Annotated in this window: 17 protein-coding genes; all 17 read left to right on the forward strand. The window is 66.0% G+C overall.

Annotated elements, in window-relative coordinates:
- The first annotated feature begins 2 nt into the window (after positions 1-2).
- The 17 genes from GSQ79_RS18335 (at position 3) to GSQ79_RS18415 (ending at position 14,250) form a co-directional block, all read left to right on the forward strand.
- Positions 3-191 carry a hypothetical protein gene (locus GSQ79_RS18335; protein WP_158810116.1) on the forward strand — a complete coding sequence of 63 codons (189 nt, stop codon included), beginning with the start codon at positions 3-5 and terminating at the stop codon, positions 189-191.
- Between the two features lie 33 nt (positions 192-224).
- On the forward strand, positions 225-962 hold the full coding sequence (locus tag GSQ79_RS18340) for a hypothetical protein (RefSeq protein ID WP_158810117.1): 738 nt from the start codon (positions 225-227) through the stop codon (positions 960-962).
- Positions 959-1,315, forward strand: coding sequence for a hypothetical protein (locus GSQ79_RS18345; protein WP_246725423.1), 357 nt, complete (start codon positions 959-961; stop codon positions 1,313-1,315). Before GSQ79_RS18340 ends, GSQ79_RS18345 begins: the two co-directional genes overlap by 4 nt.
- Positions 1,315-1,530: a hypothetical protein gene (locus tag GSQ79_RS18350; RefSeq protein ID WP_158810118.1), complete on the forward strand. Its 216-nt coding sequence runs from the start codon at positions 1,315-1,317 to the stop codon at positions 1,528-1,530. The genes GSQ79_RS18345 and GSQ79_RS18350 overlap by 1 nt, the downstream gene beginning before the upstream one ends.
- Before the next feature lie 155 nt (positions 1,531-1,685).
- Entirely contained in the window at positions 1,686-2,945 is a 1,260-nt protein-coding gene (locus tag GSQ79_RS18355) for a hypothetical protein (protein ID WP_158810119.1), read from the forward strand.
- Positions 2,942-5,191, forward strand: a complete 2,250-nt coding sequence (locus GSQ79_RS18360; protein WP_158810120.1) for a glycoside hydrolase TIM-barrel-like domain-containing protein — start codon at positions 2,942-2,944, stop codon at positions 5,189-5,191. Before GSQ79_RS18355 ends, GSQ79_RS18360 begins: the two co-directional genes overlap by 4 nt.
- A gap of 221 nt (positions 5,192-5,412) precedes the next feature.
- On the forward strand, positions 5,413-6,033 hold the full coding sequence (locus GSQ79_RS18365) for a DUF2460 domain-containing protein (RefSeq protein WP_246725424.1): 621 nt from the start codon (positions 5,413-5,415) through the stop codon (positions 6,031-6,033).
- Positions 6,030-6,899 (forward strand): DUF2163 domain-containing protein, encoded by an 870-nt coding sequence (locus GSQ79_RS18370; RefSeq protein WP_158810122.1) that lies wholly within the window; start codon positions 6,030-6,032, stop codon positions 6,897-6,899. Before GSQ79_RS18365 ends, GSQ79_RS18370 begins: the two co-directional genes overlap by 4 nt.
- 9 nt (positions 6,900-6,908) lie before the next feature.
- A complete protein-coding gene (locus GSQ79_RS18375; protein ID WP_158810123.1) occupies positions 6,909-7,358 on the forward strand; it encodes a hypothetical protein in 450 nt (149 codons plus the stop codon).
- The gene (locus GSQ79_RS18380; RefSeq protein ID WP_158810124.1) at positions 7,355-10,321 is read left to right on the forward strand and encodes a phage tail protein; all 2,967 of its coding nucleotides are present in this window, start codon (positions 7,355-7,357) and stop codon (positions 10,319-10,321) included. Before GSQ79_RS18375 ends, GSQ79_RS18380 begins: the two co-directional genes overlap by 4 nt.
- Before the next feature lie 9 nt (positions 10,322-10,330).
- Complete coding sequence (locus GSQ79_RS18385; protein WP_158810125.1) at positions 10,331-11,491, forward strand: hypothetical protein; 1,161 nt, start codon at positions 10,331-10,333, stop codon at positions 11,489-11,491.
- Positions 11,492-11,574: 83 nt separating this feature from the next.
- On the forward strand, positions 11,575-12,222 hold the full coding sequence (locus GSQ79_RS18390) for a glycoside hydrolase family 19 protein (protein ID WP_158810126.1): 648 nt from the start codon (positions 11,575-11,577) through the stop codon (positions 12,220-12,222).
- 11 nt (positions 12,223-12,233) lie between these two features.
- Entirely contained in the window at positions 12,234-12,692 is a 459-nt protein-coding gene (locus GSQ79_RS18395; RefSeq protein WP_158810127.1) for a hypothetical protein, read from the forward strand.
- A 9-nt stretch (positions 12,693-12,701) separates the two neighbouring features.
- Complete coding sequence (locus tag GSQ79_RS18400) at positions 12,702-13,148, forward strand: hypothetical protein (RefSeq protein ID WP_158810128.1); 447 nt, start codon at positions 12,702-12,704, stop codon at positions 13,146-13,148.
- A gap of 55 nt (positions 13,149-13,203) precedes the next feature.
- The gene (locus tag GSQ79_RS18405; protein WP_158810129.1) at positions 13,204-13,533 is read left to right on the forward strand and encodes a hypothetical protein; all 330 of its coding nucleotides are present in this window, start codon (positions 13,204-13,206) and stop codon (positions 13,531-13,533) included.
- Positions 13,533-13,751 carry a hypothetical protein gene (locus GSQ79_RS18410; protein ID WP_158810130.1) on the forward strand — a complete coding sequence of 73 codons (219 nt, stop codon included), beginning with the start codon at positions 13,533-13,535 and terminating at the stop codon, positions 13,749-13,751. Before GSQ79_RS18405 ends, GSQ79_RS18410 begins: the two co-directional genes overlap by 1 nt.
- Positions 13,732-14,250, forward strand: a complete 519-nt coding sequence (locus tag GSQ79_RS18415; RefSeq protein ID WP_158810131.1) for a hypothetical protein — start codon at positions 13,732-13,734, stop codon at positions 14,248-14,250. Before GSQ79_RS18410 ends, GSQ79_RS18415 begins: the two co-directional genes overlap by 20 nt.
- Positions 14,251-14,404: the final 154 nt, after the last annotated feature.

Raw genomic sequence — 14,404 nt, forward strand, 5'->3', positions numbered from 1 at the left:
CTATGCCCGACATCGACAGCCTCAAGGCCGCGGCCGATCAGGTCGATACGCTGGTCGACCATTGGTTCTTCGAAACTTTTCACGGTTCGCTCGTCGCGCGCTCGACGGAGGTCTGGAATGCCGTGCACGGCGCCAAGGAAGACTTGAAGCGCCGGCTCGCCGCGCTCTTGGCCAGTGCCGCCGACCTGTAAGCCCCAAACCATCCGACAGGAGGGACCATTCCCATGTACAGTTTCGGCTCCGGCGTCCTCATCGGGACGCGCACGGACATCATCAACGCCACGCCCGTCAACTTCGGCCTCGTGCAAGAGGTGACGATCGACGAGACCGCCTCCGTCAAGGAATTGTATGGCCAGTTCCAGCATCCGATTGCACTGGCGCGCGGCACGATCAAGACGACCGGCAAGGCCAAGGTGGCGCGCATCTCCGGCCTCGCCTTCGCCAATCTTTTCTATGGCGTGACTCCCGTGGCGGGGCAACTGGCGACGTCTTTCGCCGAGGTGGCGGGCGTGCCGAACGCCGCGCCCTATACGGTCACCCCGGCCAATGCCGTCACCTTCGCCGACGACGGCGGCGTGATCTACGCCGCGACGGGCCTGCCGCTGATCAAGGTCGCGACGACGCCGACGCTCGGCCAGTACACGCTCGCCGCCGGCGTCTACACCTTCAACGCCGGCGACGCCGGCAAGGCGCTGCTGCTCACCTACACTTACGCGATCGCGGCAGCGGGCCAGAAATTTGCGGTGACCAACCAGCTCGCCGGCACCACGCCGACCTTCGCCGCGCAGTTCTTTACCACCTTCCAGGGCCAGAACGTGTCGCTGAAACTCAACGCCTGCACCTCCAGCAAGCTCTCCTTCCAAACGAAGATGGAGGATTTCGTGCTGCCGGAGTTCGATTTCTCCTGCTTCGCCGATCCGACCGGCACGGTGATGACCTGGTCGTTCACGGAGGCCTCGTGATGCGGCTGCAAGCTGAAACGATCCGGCTCGGCGACCACGCTTGGCCGGTGCGGCCGCTGACGCTGGCGCAGGTTCAGGCCATCGAACCGCTGCTGCTCGCGTCCAGTGCGGCGCCGACCGGCAGCGTCGCGGCAGCCGTGGCGATCGTGCGGGTGGCACTGGCACGCGACCATGTCGAAGCCGCAGCCGGTCTCGACGACGTCGAGGCGCAGGCCCCCGAGATCGCCGCTGCGATGGCCAGCGTGCTGCGCCTCGGCGGCTTTCTGCCGGCCCAAAGCGGAGACACGCTGTTGGGGGAAGCGGATGCGGGCTTACCGGCCGCCTCGATTGGAGCAGCCTTTACGCCCGCCTGATGACCGCCTGCGGTTTTACCCCGGACCAACTCGACGCGATGCCGATGCACGACGTGCTCGCGTTGTTGCGGTACTGGTGGGACGCCCCGCCGACGCATGAAATCCTTGCGGCGGTGTACCAGATCTCGCGCGCGCCTTCGCGTTGCGCGGACGATCCCAGCAACATCGGTGAACTCATCGCCGGCTTTCCCGATGGTGTCATTCGGCATCGCTAGTTGGCGGCGGCTTCCGACGGGGCCGTCTTTGCGAGCGAAGCGAGGCAACCCAGGGCAGCTGCATCCCAAGACGGCGGCGTACGACTCTGGATTGCTTCGCCCGCGGCTCACAAAGACGGCGTCCCACAAATTTGAACTGAACGTTTAGGTGCCCCATGGCAGACGACGTCAAAATCACCTTCTCAGCAGACATTTCCGAGCTGCAAAAAGGTCTTGCCGACGCCGCAAGTGCAGTCGCGGCCACCACCAGCACGCTGCAATCCGGCGCGGCGCAGATCAACGCGTCCTTCGCCGCGCTCGGCCAGGCCTATGCCGCGGGCATGGCGCAGCGTCTCGACAGCGCGCGATCCTACAGCGACGACGAACTTGCCATCGCCCGCTCCGGCGACAAGGCGCAAACCGATATCGCCCTGAACGGCATCAAGGAACGACAATCCGCCGTCAAGGAGCAGGCGCAGCTCTCGCAGATGTCGCGCGAGCAGGAACTGGCGGCCTTGCTGCAACTCGAAAGCCAGCGCGAGCAGCTCGAGCGCAGCCATCTCACCTTTCTGCAATCGACCTACGCCGACAACGCCGTCGCCTTCGCCAACGTCCAGCGGCAGATTGACGAGCTGGCATCGCAATCGGCGCTGAAGCGCCAGGACATCGAGCGGTCCGTCAACCAGCAGATCTATGCGGATTATCGCCGCACCTTCGAGCAGGCGGGATCCAGCGTGTCGTCCTCGATCATGGGGATGATCAAGGGGCAGGAGACGCTGCGCCAGGCTGTGTCAAACGTGCTGCTGTCGATCATCCAGTCCTTCATCCAGGCTCGCATCCGCAGCGTGGCGGATTGGGCGGCCGGCGTCGCCACGCAGACGGCCACGACCACCGCGGGCGAGGCTACCAAGACCGGCGCGGTGGTCGCCGGCACCGCGGCGCGCTCCAGTGCGGCGTCGAGCGGCGCGGCGGCGGATGCCGCCTCGACGGTACTGGCGATCGGCAAGAGCATCGTCGCCTCGGCGGCCGAAACCTTTGCTGGCATTTTTGGCTTCCTCTCGCCGCTGCTCGGGCCTGCCGCCGCGGGTCCGGCGATGGCCGGCCAAGCGACGGTGCTTGCGGCCGGCGCCGCGCTGCCGTCGTTCGCCACAGGCGCCTGGAGCCTGCCGGCCGACATGATCGCGCAGGTGCACCAGGGCGAGATGATCGTGCCCGCCGGCCCTGCGGCGCGCATGCGCGATGCGGCCGGGGCCAGCACGGGCGGCGACGTCCACGTGCATCACGCCACCCACTTCAACGTCACCGCGATGGATAGCCGCGATGTCAAACGGTTCTTCAACGGCAACGGCAAGGCCATCCTCGGCGCGATCAACGATTCCGTGCGCAATGGCGCGCATCTCGGCCTGAGCAAGCTGCGGAGCCCGCTGGGCACATGACCGATCCCCGCGGCGTCGCGCTTCTCCCGGCTTCGGGCGAGTGGGTCTACGATCCCCTGCCGCACCGCGCCACGGCGCTCGGCGCGAGCGCGCCGGTGGTGGTCAACCTCAACGCCGCGCCCGCCGGCACGCGCACCGATTACAGCATCGCCCTCGACCAGCTGCAGGCGCGCTATCCCGGCTGCACGACCGTGTCGCTGGTGGTGGCCTGGTTCGGCAATGCGGTGGATGTGACGCAATGCGCCATCTATCCCGCAACAAACGTTTCCGCCGGCCCGTCGGATGCGTTCGTCGACGGCACATGGGCCGCGGAATCCTGGCGTTGCTCCGGGCTGACGGCGGCGTCGCCCGGGCTCATCCCGCTGTCGACGAGCGGCGGCTCGGCGGTCTACGGCGGCACGCCGTCCGACCCCTCGGTGGTGCGCTGCATCCGCGATCTGCGCGGGCGCGGTCTGCGGGTGGTGTTCTACCCGTTCCTCCTGATGGACTGCGCCGGCTACCCCTGGCGCGGGCGCATCACGTTTGCCGGCGCCGACATCAGCGCGGCGGCGACGAGCGCCGTCGCCGGATTCCTAGGCAGCGCATCGGCCTCGCAGTTCACGCGCGACACGACCGCTCTCACCGTCGCCTACGTGGGCGCGCCGACGGATTGGACGTTCCGCCGGATGATCCTGCATTACGCCAACCTTTGCGTCATCGCCGGCGGCGTCGATCTGTTTCTCATCGGCTCGGAGCTGCGCGGCCTCGAAATCTTGCGAGGGCCAGGGTGGACCAAGGCGGGCACGTTGACGAGTTCCGGCGCCGCAACCTGGGATTATCCCTTTGTTGCGGGTCTCGCGCAGCTAGCCGCTGATGTCCGCGGGATTTTCGATGCGGCATCGCTGCCGCGCGCGGCGCTCAAAAATCTGATCGCCTATTCCGCGGACTGGTCGGACTGGATGGGCGTGCAACATGTGGATTCATCCGGCCAATGGCCGCATCTCGATGCGCTCTACGCGCATCCGGCTATCGACCTCGTCAGCTTCGACAACTATCTGCCGCTATCCGACTGGACCACCGGCGACGGCGGGCTTGATGCCGCCAACTGGAACGTGCCGGCGCCGAGCGCCTGGCCTCCGACGCCCGCGACGATGAACGGCCTCGGCCTTTCCAGCACGCCGAGCCTTTGGGACAAAACCTATCTCAAGGCCAACATCGAGGGCGGCGAGAAATACGACTGGTTCTATGCCGACTCGACGAACCAGGGGCGCGGGCCCGATCCCGGTGGCTCGGACTTGCAGGTGTCGCGGCCGGAAGCCGATCGTCTGGCGCAAAACCGCTCGCCTTACGCTGCGGACCAACAGCCGCTCGCCAACAAGCAGCTTCGCTGGTGGTGGCACAATTCGCACCAAGCGATCTACGATGCCGGCGACGGGCTCGGGTTTGCACCGCACGGGCCGGCGACGGCCTGGGCGCCGCAATCGAAATCGATCATCTTCGCGGAGTTCGGCTTTCCCAGTTGCGACCGTGCGACCAACCAGCCCAACGTCTTCTACGACCCCAAGTCGAGCGAAAGCTTTACGCCCTTCTGGTCGATCTGGGATCCCGCGGCCGGCGCGACTTACCAGCCGCGCCGCGACGATCTGTTGGCGCGGCTCGCCCTTGAGTCGGTGGTTGAATACTGGACGACGGATGGCCACAACGCCGTCAGCGCCGCCGGCCTCCCCATGGTCGAGCCGACCTTCATGGTGGCATGGAACTGGGATGCGCGGCCGTTCCCCGCCTTTCCGGCTTTGAGCCTCTGGGGCGATGCCGCGAACTGGCCGACCGGGACCTGGCTCAACGGCAAGGACTTTGGTGTCGCGCCGGCACTGCCAGACCCGCCGCCGATACCGCCGCCGCCGCAGACCTTTCCGAATCTGGCGGGGCAGGGCTGGTCGGTGCGCTACCGCCCGGTGTTTGCCACAGCCGTGGCGGCGCATGTCACAGGTCGCGAGAGCCGGTTCGGACGCAACTCAACGGCCCTGTGGCAGATCGACATGAGCTTCGATCGCCTGAGCGCCGGCATCGTCGGCGATCTCGCGACACTGGCCGGATTCTACGATGCGATGCGCGGCGCCGCCATGCCGTTCCTGGTGCCGGTGCCGGCGGAGCTCGGTTTGGGGGCGACCCTGCTGTGCCGCTTTGCCCAGGATCAGGCCGACTTCGAGGAATTCATGCGGCAGGTGTTTGCCGCGGGCGCCGTAACGCTGGTGAGCGTGCGTTAAGACATTGAGCTACTTACGCGGTGTTCCTCGAGTGTCATCCCCGGGGAGCGCCGAGCGCGAGCCCGGAACCCATGCGCACCGTGATGCAGGCACAGCAACCGGTCAGCCGCTGCTAGCGCCGTACCCATCGCCCAACATCGTGTTCATGGGGCCCGGCCTTCCGCTTCGCTTCGGCCGGGATGACATCGCGGGGACGCACCCAAAAACATGCGAGGACAACTGTGACCACGCCACCGCTGTTTCCGCAACTCGCCGGCCAGGGCTGGTCGGTGCACAAGCGGCCCACGTTTTCCACGCGTGTCGCGAGCCATGTCTCCGGCCGCGAGGTGCGCGCCTCGCTCTACGCCGGCACGCTCTACGAGTTCGAGGTTACCTTCGACGCCTTGGCCTCAAACGGCCTCGCGACCAGCGCGGCAGCGTCGCTCGGGCCCACTTCGTTGCAGATCCTGCTCGGCTTCTACCTGCAATGCCAGGGACAATTCGGCACCTTCCTCTATAGCGATCCGACCGACAATGCCGCGCATGGCCAGGCCTTTGGCACCGGCGACGGCGGCACGACGAGCTTCGTCTTACAGCGCACGATCGGCGGATTCACCGAGCCCGTGTCCTACGCGACCCAACTGAATGCGGTCCACGTCAACGGCATCGCACAGGCCGGATGCGGGCTGGCCGCGCCGAACATCGTGACGTTTCCCACGGCGCCAACCGCCGGCGCGTCCCTCAGCGCGGACTTCTCCTACGCCTTTCTCTGCCGTTTCCTCGACGACCAGCAGGACTTCGAGAACGTCATGAGCGGGTTATGGACGCTTGAGTCCCTGAAATTTCGGAGCATCCGCCCATGAGAGCGGCATCGTCTGCGCTCGTCAGCTTTCTCGCCGCCCAGCGCAGCGCCAAGGATGCGCCGCTGCTGATGGCGGATTGCTACACGTTCACGCTGCGCTCGGGCGTGATCCTCACCTACACCAATGCCGATGTGCCGATCGCGATGAACGGCGCGGTCTTCGCCGCCAATTCCGTGCTGGTCGACGGGCTGACGTTCAAATGCACCACCGGCCTCGACGTCGATCAGCAGCACATCAGCATCGCCGCGCAGCCGACCGACACGATTGGCGGCGTGCCGTTCCTCATCGCGCTGCATCATGGCGTCTTCGACGGCTGCGAGTTGCAGCGCGAGCGTGCCTTTCTCGCGAGCTGGGGATCTGTCCCGATCGGCAGCGTCATCCTATTCAGGGGGCGCGTCACCAGCGTCGATTCCATCGGCCGCACCAGCGCGGAAATCACCGTGGCGTCCGATCTCGTACTGCTCGACCTCGACATGCCGCGGAATCTCTATCAGCCGACCTGCGGACACACGCTCTACGATTCCGGCTGTAGCCTCATCAAGAACGCGTTCGGCACCACGGGCACCGTGGGAGCCGGCTCGACGCCTGCCACCATCCTCTGGGCCGGGGCCGCGGCGGCTTATGGGCAAGGCACCATCACCTTTTCGTCCGGCCCCAACGCCGGAAGTTCCGCCAACGTCAGGAGCGCGGCCGCCGGCGTATCGCTGACGCTGAGCTATCCGCTGGCCGCGACGCCCGCGGCTGGCGATGCCTTCACCATCTATCAGGGCTGCGACCACACGGCTGCGACCTGCCAGGCCAAGTTCAACAACCTCGCCAACTTTCGTGGCTTTCCCTTCGTGCCGCCGCCCACGGCGGCCTACTGAGATCCCGCCATGCAAGAGGCGCTCGAGCGCAAAACCGTCGTCGCGGAGGCGCGGCGCTGGATCGGCACGCCCTACCATCCCTGCGCCGATCTCATCGGCGTCGGCGTCGATTGCGGCATGCTGCTGGTCCGCGTGTTCGTCGACACCGGGCTCTGCGCGCCGTTCGATCCGCGTCCCTATGCGCCGGACTGGCACCTGCATCGCGGCGAGGAGCGCTATCTCGGTTTTGTCCTCGACCATTGCCATGAACGCACCGCGCCGCAGCCCGGTGATGTCGCGGTATTCCGCTATGGCCGCTGCTACGCCCACGGTGGTGTGGTCACAAACGACAAGCCGCTTACCATCGTCCACGCCTTCTCGCCGGCCGGCTGCGTACTCGAAGAGCGAGTCGCGGCCAACACCGTCCTCAGCGATCCCGTGCGCAATCAAAAGTTCTTCAGTCCCTGGGGTGCGCCATGAGCATCTTTCGCACCAAGGCCAACACGGCGGTCGCCGTCCCGCAATATACCGCGCTGCAGTTGCAGACCGCCAGCAGCGCGCTGCCGATCCCGATCGTCTACGGCATCACCCAGGTGGCGCCGAACCTGATCTGGGCGGACGACTTTCAGACGCATCCGCAATTCACCCAAAGCAGCGGCGGCAAAGGCGGCGGCCAGAAAACCAGCCTCGCCGGCTATACTTATTCCACCGCCGCAATCTTCGCGATCGGCGAGGGGCCGATCCAGGCGCTCGGCACGGTGTTCCGCGGGCAGGCCGAGCACAATGCGTCGGAGTTCTTCCTCACGCTGTTCGCCGGCACGACGCCGCAGGTGCCATGGGGATTCCTGACTGCCAGCTATCCCGCCGCGGCGCTGGGGTATCAGGGCACGGCCTACGCGGCCTCGAGCTTCTTCGATCTCGGATCGAGCGCGTCGATCGATGCCATCGCCTTCGAGGTCTACGGCCGGCTCTATACCAGCGCGGTCGTCAATGCGCATGATGCCGATCCCGCGCTGGTCATCGCGGATTTCCTCACCAACGCGCAATATGGCGTCGGCTTTCCCGCTGCCAGCATCGATGCGACGAGCCTCTACGGCGTATCCGGCGATGGATCGTACCAGACCTATTGCCAGGCGATGGGGCTCGCGATTTCGCCTTGCCTGAGCGACCAGGAAACCGCCAACACGACGCTGGCGCGCTGGTTGCAGATCACCAACAGCGCCGCGGTGTGGTCGGGCGGGCGGCTCAAAATCATTCCGTTCGGCGACGCCCCGGTGGCGGGCGCGCTGTTCAACGGTGCGGCGATCAATTTTCAGCCGAACACGACGCCGGTCTTCGATCTCGACGATGACGATTACGTCTACGACGGCAGTGGTGATCCTGTCACCGTCGCGCGCATCGATCCCTACGCCGCTTCCAATGTCGTGCGTCTGGAGGTTCTGGATCGCGCCAATCAGTACAGCGCGACGCCGGTGGAGGCGCGCGATCAGAATGCCATCGAGCTCTACGGCCTGCGCATCGCCTCGACGGTGACGGCGCACGAGTTCTGCGACATGGCGATGGGGGCGATCGCCGCCCAGCTGATCCTCCAGCGCGGCCTCTACATCCGCAACACCTATCATTTCCAGCTCTCGTGGGACTATTGCCTGCTGGAGCCGATGGATCTCGTCACGTTGACGGATCCCGGCCTCGGTCTCGCCAAGACGCCGGTGCGCATCGTCGCCATCGAGGAGGATTCGTCCGGTCTGCTCAGCGTCATCGCGGAGGAATATCCCGGGTCCGTCGGCACCACGGTCGCCTATCCCGTGGCGGGTGCGGTCAACACGCCGATCAACCGCAACGTCGCCGCCGCCGCGGTGAATCCGCCGGTGATCTTCGAGCCGCCCGCGGATCTCACAGGCAGCGCCGCGCAGATCTGGCTGGGCGTCTCCGGCGGCAGCAATGGCGAGGCGGATCCCAACTGGGGCGGCGCGGCGGTTTACGTGTCGACCGATGGCGTCACCTACGCGCAGGTCGGCACCGTTTCCACGCCGGCGCGTCAGGGTTTCTTGACCGCGGCCCTCACGGCCCCGAGCGCAGCCGCGCCATCGTCGCAGATGGTCGTCACTCTGGCCGAAAGCGACGGCGCACTCACGGGCGTCAGCACGACGAGTCCGTCGCTGATGCTTGTCGGCGCAGAGATCGTGTCTTACGGCAGCGCCACGCTGAGCGGCGCCAGCACCTACACGTTGACCAGCCTGCAGCGCGCGGTTTACGGCGCCCAGGGCGGAGCCCATGCCGTCGGCACGCCGGTCCTGGGCCTCGACGGCGCGGTCTACCGTTACACGCTGCCGGCGACGGCGATCGGCGAGACGGTTTCGCTCAAATTCGCCAGCTTCAACGTGTTCGGCGGCGCGCTGCAGGATCTCTCCACCTGCGTCGCCTACACGATCACACCGGTCGGCTCCGGCCTGTTCGGCCCGGTCGCGCAGGCGCTGACTCAAGGCACGCCGCTGGACGAGGGCGCGGCCAGTCTCGCGGCAAGCGAGACCGACACCTATGGTTTGGCGTCCGACCCCTATACGGACGCCATCGACATGGGGCTCGCCTCCGACGGCGCCGCGATGCTCGCGGTCGCTTCCGGCGGCACCGGGGCGACGACGGCGGTGACCGCCCGGCAAAACATCGGCGCGGCCGCGGCGGGCGCCAACACGGACATCACCAGCCTCGGCAATCTTTCGGCGCTCGGCATCAACACCACGGCCGATGCCACCAACAAGCTGGCGATGAAAACGGCCGCCGCGCTGTTCGATAACATCGGCGCCGGCGTGCAGCTTACCGTCAACAAGACGGCCGCGACCGACAGCGCGGCGCACCTGCTCCAGACCGGCTATTCCGGCCGAGCCCAGGCCGGCCTGCTGGCAAGCGACCGCTACCGCATCAGCGTTTCGGCCACCGGCTCGTCGTGGACGCAGGCCCTCGACATCGACCCCGCCACCGGCCACGTCGGGCTCGCCGGCTGCACGGCGGATGCCAACAATGCGCTCGGCGTTCTCGGAACCTCGTTTCTCTTCAGCGCCGCCACAGACTCCTGTCGCTTCACTTTTAACAAGGCGGCGACCGCCAACGATGCCAGCCTGACCTTTGAGACGAACTTTTCGGCCCGCGCTCTCGCAGGGTTGCTGGGCTCGGATAGCTATCAGCTGAAAGTCTCGCCGGACGGTTCGAGCTTTCACCAAGTCTACGTCGCCGACCAGGCCACCGGCAATCTTGCGATCAAAGCGCTTCTGTCGGCGGCGTCCTACACCGTCGCGAGCCTGCCCGCCGGCCTCGACGGCGCACTCGCCTTCGCCAGCGACGGCCGCAAGCTCGGCGAGGCGGCGGGCGCCGGCACCGGAATCATGGCCGCATTTTCCAACGGATCGTGGCGGCGGTTTTCGGATGACGGCGTCGTCACGAGTTAGGGAGCGAACATGAGCGTCCAGGTCAAACGCCGCCGCGAAGCTGCGGCCTTCTTGCAAACATTCGTCGGTGCCCAGGGCGAGCTGCTCGTCGATACCACCAACAACCGCGTCCAGGTCCACGATGGCGCGACGCCGGGCGGGTTTGCCGCGGCGAAGCTCGCGGAAGTCGTGACCAACACGCGCACGGCCGTTGCCGATGCCAATTATGCTGCGCTTCCGACGGATCGGTTGATCGCGATCACGGCCCTGACGGTGCCGCGTACGATCACGTTGCCGCCGGCGTCCGCCTATCCAACGGGAACGCGACTTCTCGTCATCGACGAATCCGGTGCCAGTTCCGCGGCAATGAAGATCGCGATCGCGGCGGTCGGGTCGGACAGGATCAACGGAGCGACATTTGTCGCCATCGGCATCCCGAACGGTTACATCGCCCTCGCCAGCAACGGCGCCGGCAAGTGGACGATCACCGACCAATCGGCCAGTGTCATCGGCGCCTTGACGGGTGCGCCGATAGGCGCTTTTCTCTTCACGCCGGGCGGTGATGGTGTTGTCTCCATCTATCGGATGGATGTGGCGCGCGGCCAGATCCCGCGAACGTCGACAGCGTCGGGCATTGCCTCCACCGTCGTCACCCTGAGCGGCACCAATGACGCGTCCTTGTTCTACGGCGGCGTCATGGCGGGCGTGTCCTATGCCCGCATCTGGAACATTACCAAGACTCCCGCGCAATCGGCCTGGATCAAGGCGGTCCCGGCAGCCAACCAGCTGGGCGTCACGAACGCCGCAGACGTCACCACCTGGTCGGTCGGCGATACGCTGCAGATCGGCGACCCCGCAGCCATGCATGGCGGCTTGAACGTCGTCGCCCTCGACATCAGCCCGATGCAGCTGGCGGTGTTCGGAATGGCGTTTCCGCAGGTCGGCATTCTCGCCAAATCGTCCGTGACGGGCGTCGATGCGACGGTCGCGATGTCGGGAACGGCGACGAACGGGTCCTTCGTGACGACGAATGCGGTCAACGATGGCGTGGCGATGAACGGCATGGCGCTGATCCCCTGTTCCACGCCGTCGCCGATCTCGAACACGAACCTGATCTTCGTGCGTGAGACGATCACGGCACCCAATACACTCGGGACGGCGCTGTTCTCGTCGCTCGCCCTGTTCGGCTAGACGCCGCCAATCATCCGATACGTCCGGACCGTTCCTTTGGCCCGCCGCATTCGTGCGCGCGGGTCTTTTCGTTGGAGCCAGCCATGCCGATCAGCTTCGATAGGAAAACCTTTTTCGACGCGGTACGAAGCGCCGTCTTTCACGGTCTCGCCGCCGCGCAGGTCGCCGGTTGCGAGGCACTTCTCGCCGAGGCCGAACGTCGCGAGGTCACCGACCTGCGCTTCATCGCCTATATGCTCGCGACGAGTTTTTGGGAGACCGGCCGCACGATGCAGCCCGTGCGTGAGATCGGGCAGGGGCGTGGGAAAGCCTACGGCGTCGCGGATTCGGCGACGCATCAGGTCTATTACGGCCGCGGTCTGGTGCAGCTCACCTGGAAAGCGAACTACGTCAAGATGGCGACCGTCTGCGGCGTCGATCTGGTGGCGGATCCCGACCGCGCCTTGCAGCTCGATGTCGCGGTCAAGATTCTCTTCGAGGGCATGCTGCGCGGGCTGTTCACCGGCAAGAAGCTCGGCGATGCGTTCAACGCCGACCTCACCGATTGGGTCGGGGCTCGGCGAATCATCAACGGCACGGACCAAGCCCACACGATCGCGGTGGTCGCGCAGCAGTTCAGCACCGCCCTGCGCACCGCATTGCGCGACACCCCGGCGCCGACGACCGTTGCGGTCGAACGTCCGCAAACCTTCGCCAGCCGCCTCAAAACCCTTTTCGGTCTCAACGCATAGGAGTGCAAACCATGAAAACCGCCGTCATCACCATGCTCGTCTTCGCCGTTGCGTGGACCCTCGCTTATGTCCTCTTCATCCGTCACTGGCTGATGCAGTACGCGGTCACCGCGGGCGTCATCGCCCGCATCGAGGCGGCCGAAGGCAGCCTTTGGGGCAAAATCAAGCTCTGGTTCGAGGGCAAGAAGGCGCTGATCGTCGCCTTCCTCATGTCGGGTCTCGGCGCGATGAAATCGGCCGCGGACTCGACGGTGAAGACGGTCGCCGGGTTGCAGCCGACCGACCTCGATCCGCTGAAGGATCAGGGCGTGTGGCATGCCTTCTTCAGCGACGGCATTGTCTTGAAGATCATGAGCGGACTGGCGTTGGTCGCGGGGCTTCTGGCGATCAGGGGGCATCTCACTGCCGCCAAGATCGAGCCCGCCAAGATCGATCCCGCCACGGTCGATCCGTCGACGACCGCGAAGTAGGAGGAAGCGATGGCGATTCTCGCGCTCATCATGCCGCTGATCAGCGGTATTTTGACCCCCTTCGTCAAGGCGTGGTCGGACTACAAACGGACGCAGCTGACCACCACCGAGGCTGGCTTCGTGGCGGCGACGGCGTCGGACGCCGAGGTCATCAAGGCCTCGCTGACGGCCGATGTCGCCGACAATGCGATGAAGGTCCAGCTTTACGGCAGCGGCATCTATCGCTTCGTCTCGTGGTTCGTCGGCGCTGCCGTGGCGATCCATTTCGGCCTCGTCTTCTGGGCGACGATTCTGGCGTCGAAATTCCTGTTCGGCCGTGACGTGCTCGGCGTGCCGCAGGCGCCGGGCCAATATGGCGCGGTCTTCGAGTGGGCGATCATCTCGAGCTTCTTCATCGTCCGCGCCGTGCACGGCGGCCCCTCCGACGTCTCGCGTTGGTTGAACAAGAAACAATGACGCCGGCATTATCCTCGCCCACGCAGTGCGGGAGGATACACGCCTTGGAGTATCCATGGACTTCACCCCCGTCATCCTGCCCTTCGTCAACGAGGCGCTGAAGGTTCTCGGGCTCTGGGCGGCGGCGCCGCTGCTCGCCGGACTCATCGCCTGGGAAGTCCGGCGCAAGCTGATGGCCAAGGACGCCGAGATTGCGGCGCTGCGCCAGCAGAACGAGGCGCTGCAGGACAAGCGCCTGCAGGACGCGCGCGAGATGATCCGCATCGCGGAGTCCGGCACGGCGGCGACCGCGGCGCGCACCCAAAGCGACCAGCGCTTCGCCGACCTGCTGGAGGCGCTTCTGCGTAAAACCAACGGCCCAAACCTTTTGGGATGGAGACGCTGATGCTTTGGCCGGTTCCGCTCCGCCATTGGTTTGGCGAGGCACCACAAGCCCGCACGACCACGATCGACGATGTCGTCGGGGACCGTCTTCGTGCCGTGGTGAGCGAGCATACGCGCGTCAAGGCGGACGCCATCCGCTGCTACGAGGCGCGGGTGCAGAGCATGATCGGCGAACTGTTCGCCCGGATGGGAGAGAGCCATGCCCGCCACGATCCATGACTGCCTCGCCTGCCGGCTGTTGCGCATCCTCGGCGGCCTGATCGGCGTCTATGCGTTGCTGTCTCTCTGTTTGCGGCCGATGCACCTCATCCTGCTGCTCAACGGTCTGGCGCTATCCGTGTCCGCCGGGGTCGCCGTGGCCTACCTGCCGGTCGCCGCGACAGCGCTGCGTCAACAAACACCGTCGCGCGGCGACGTGCTCGGCGTCGGCATTTTCTTCGCCGGCCTATCCGGCGTGGCGCTGCGCATCGAATCCATTCTCGCGCGCGATCTCGCGCAGCCTCGCATTCTCAATACGGACCTCGCAGCCGTCTCGATCTTTTCAGGGCTGCTCGGCCTCGTCTGCTTCCTCTGGGCACCCTACGCGAGCGAGGGCCGCGTGCCGCGCGAACGCTGGGGCTATGCCGGGCTGATGGTGGCGGCCGGCGTCGGCCTCGCCTTCACCGTCAGCGCGGCGCATCATTTCGTCACGCCGTCACCGGCGTTTCGATTCGAGTGAAAGCACGCTTCCATCGCGATGATTGTTGGGCGCCGTTATAATTCTTGGGCACCGTCATTGCGAGCGGAGCGAAGCAACCCAGGCGTCGCTGCTCCTAGGGTTGCGTTTGCTACCCCTGCGTTGCTTCGCTCGCAATGACGCCGAGCCGCGCATC

Origin of the sequence: Beijerinckia sp. L45 (assembly GCF_009765775.1) — a bacterium.
GTDB lineage: Bacteria > Pseudomonadota > Alphaproteobacteria > Rhizobiales > Beijerinckiaceae > RH-AL1.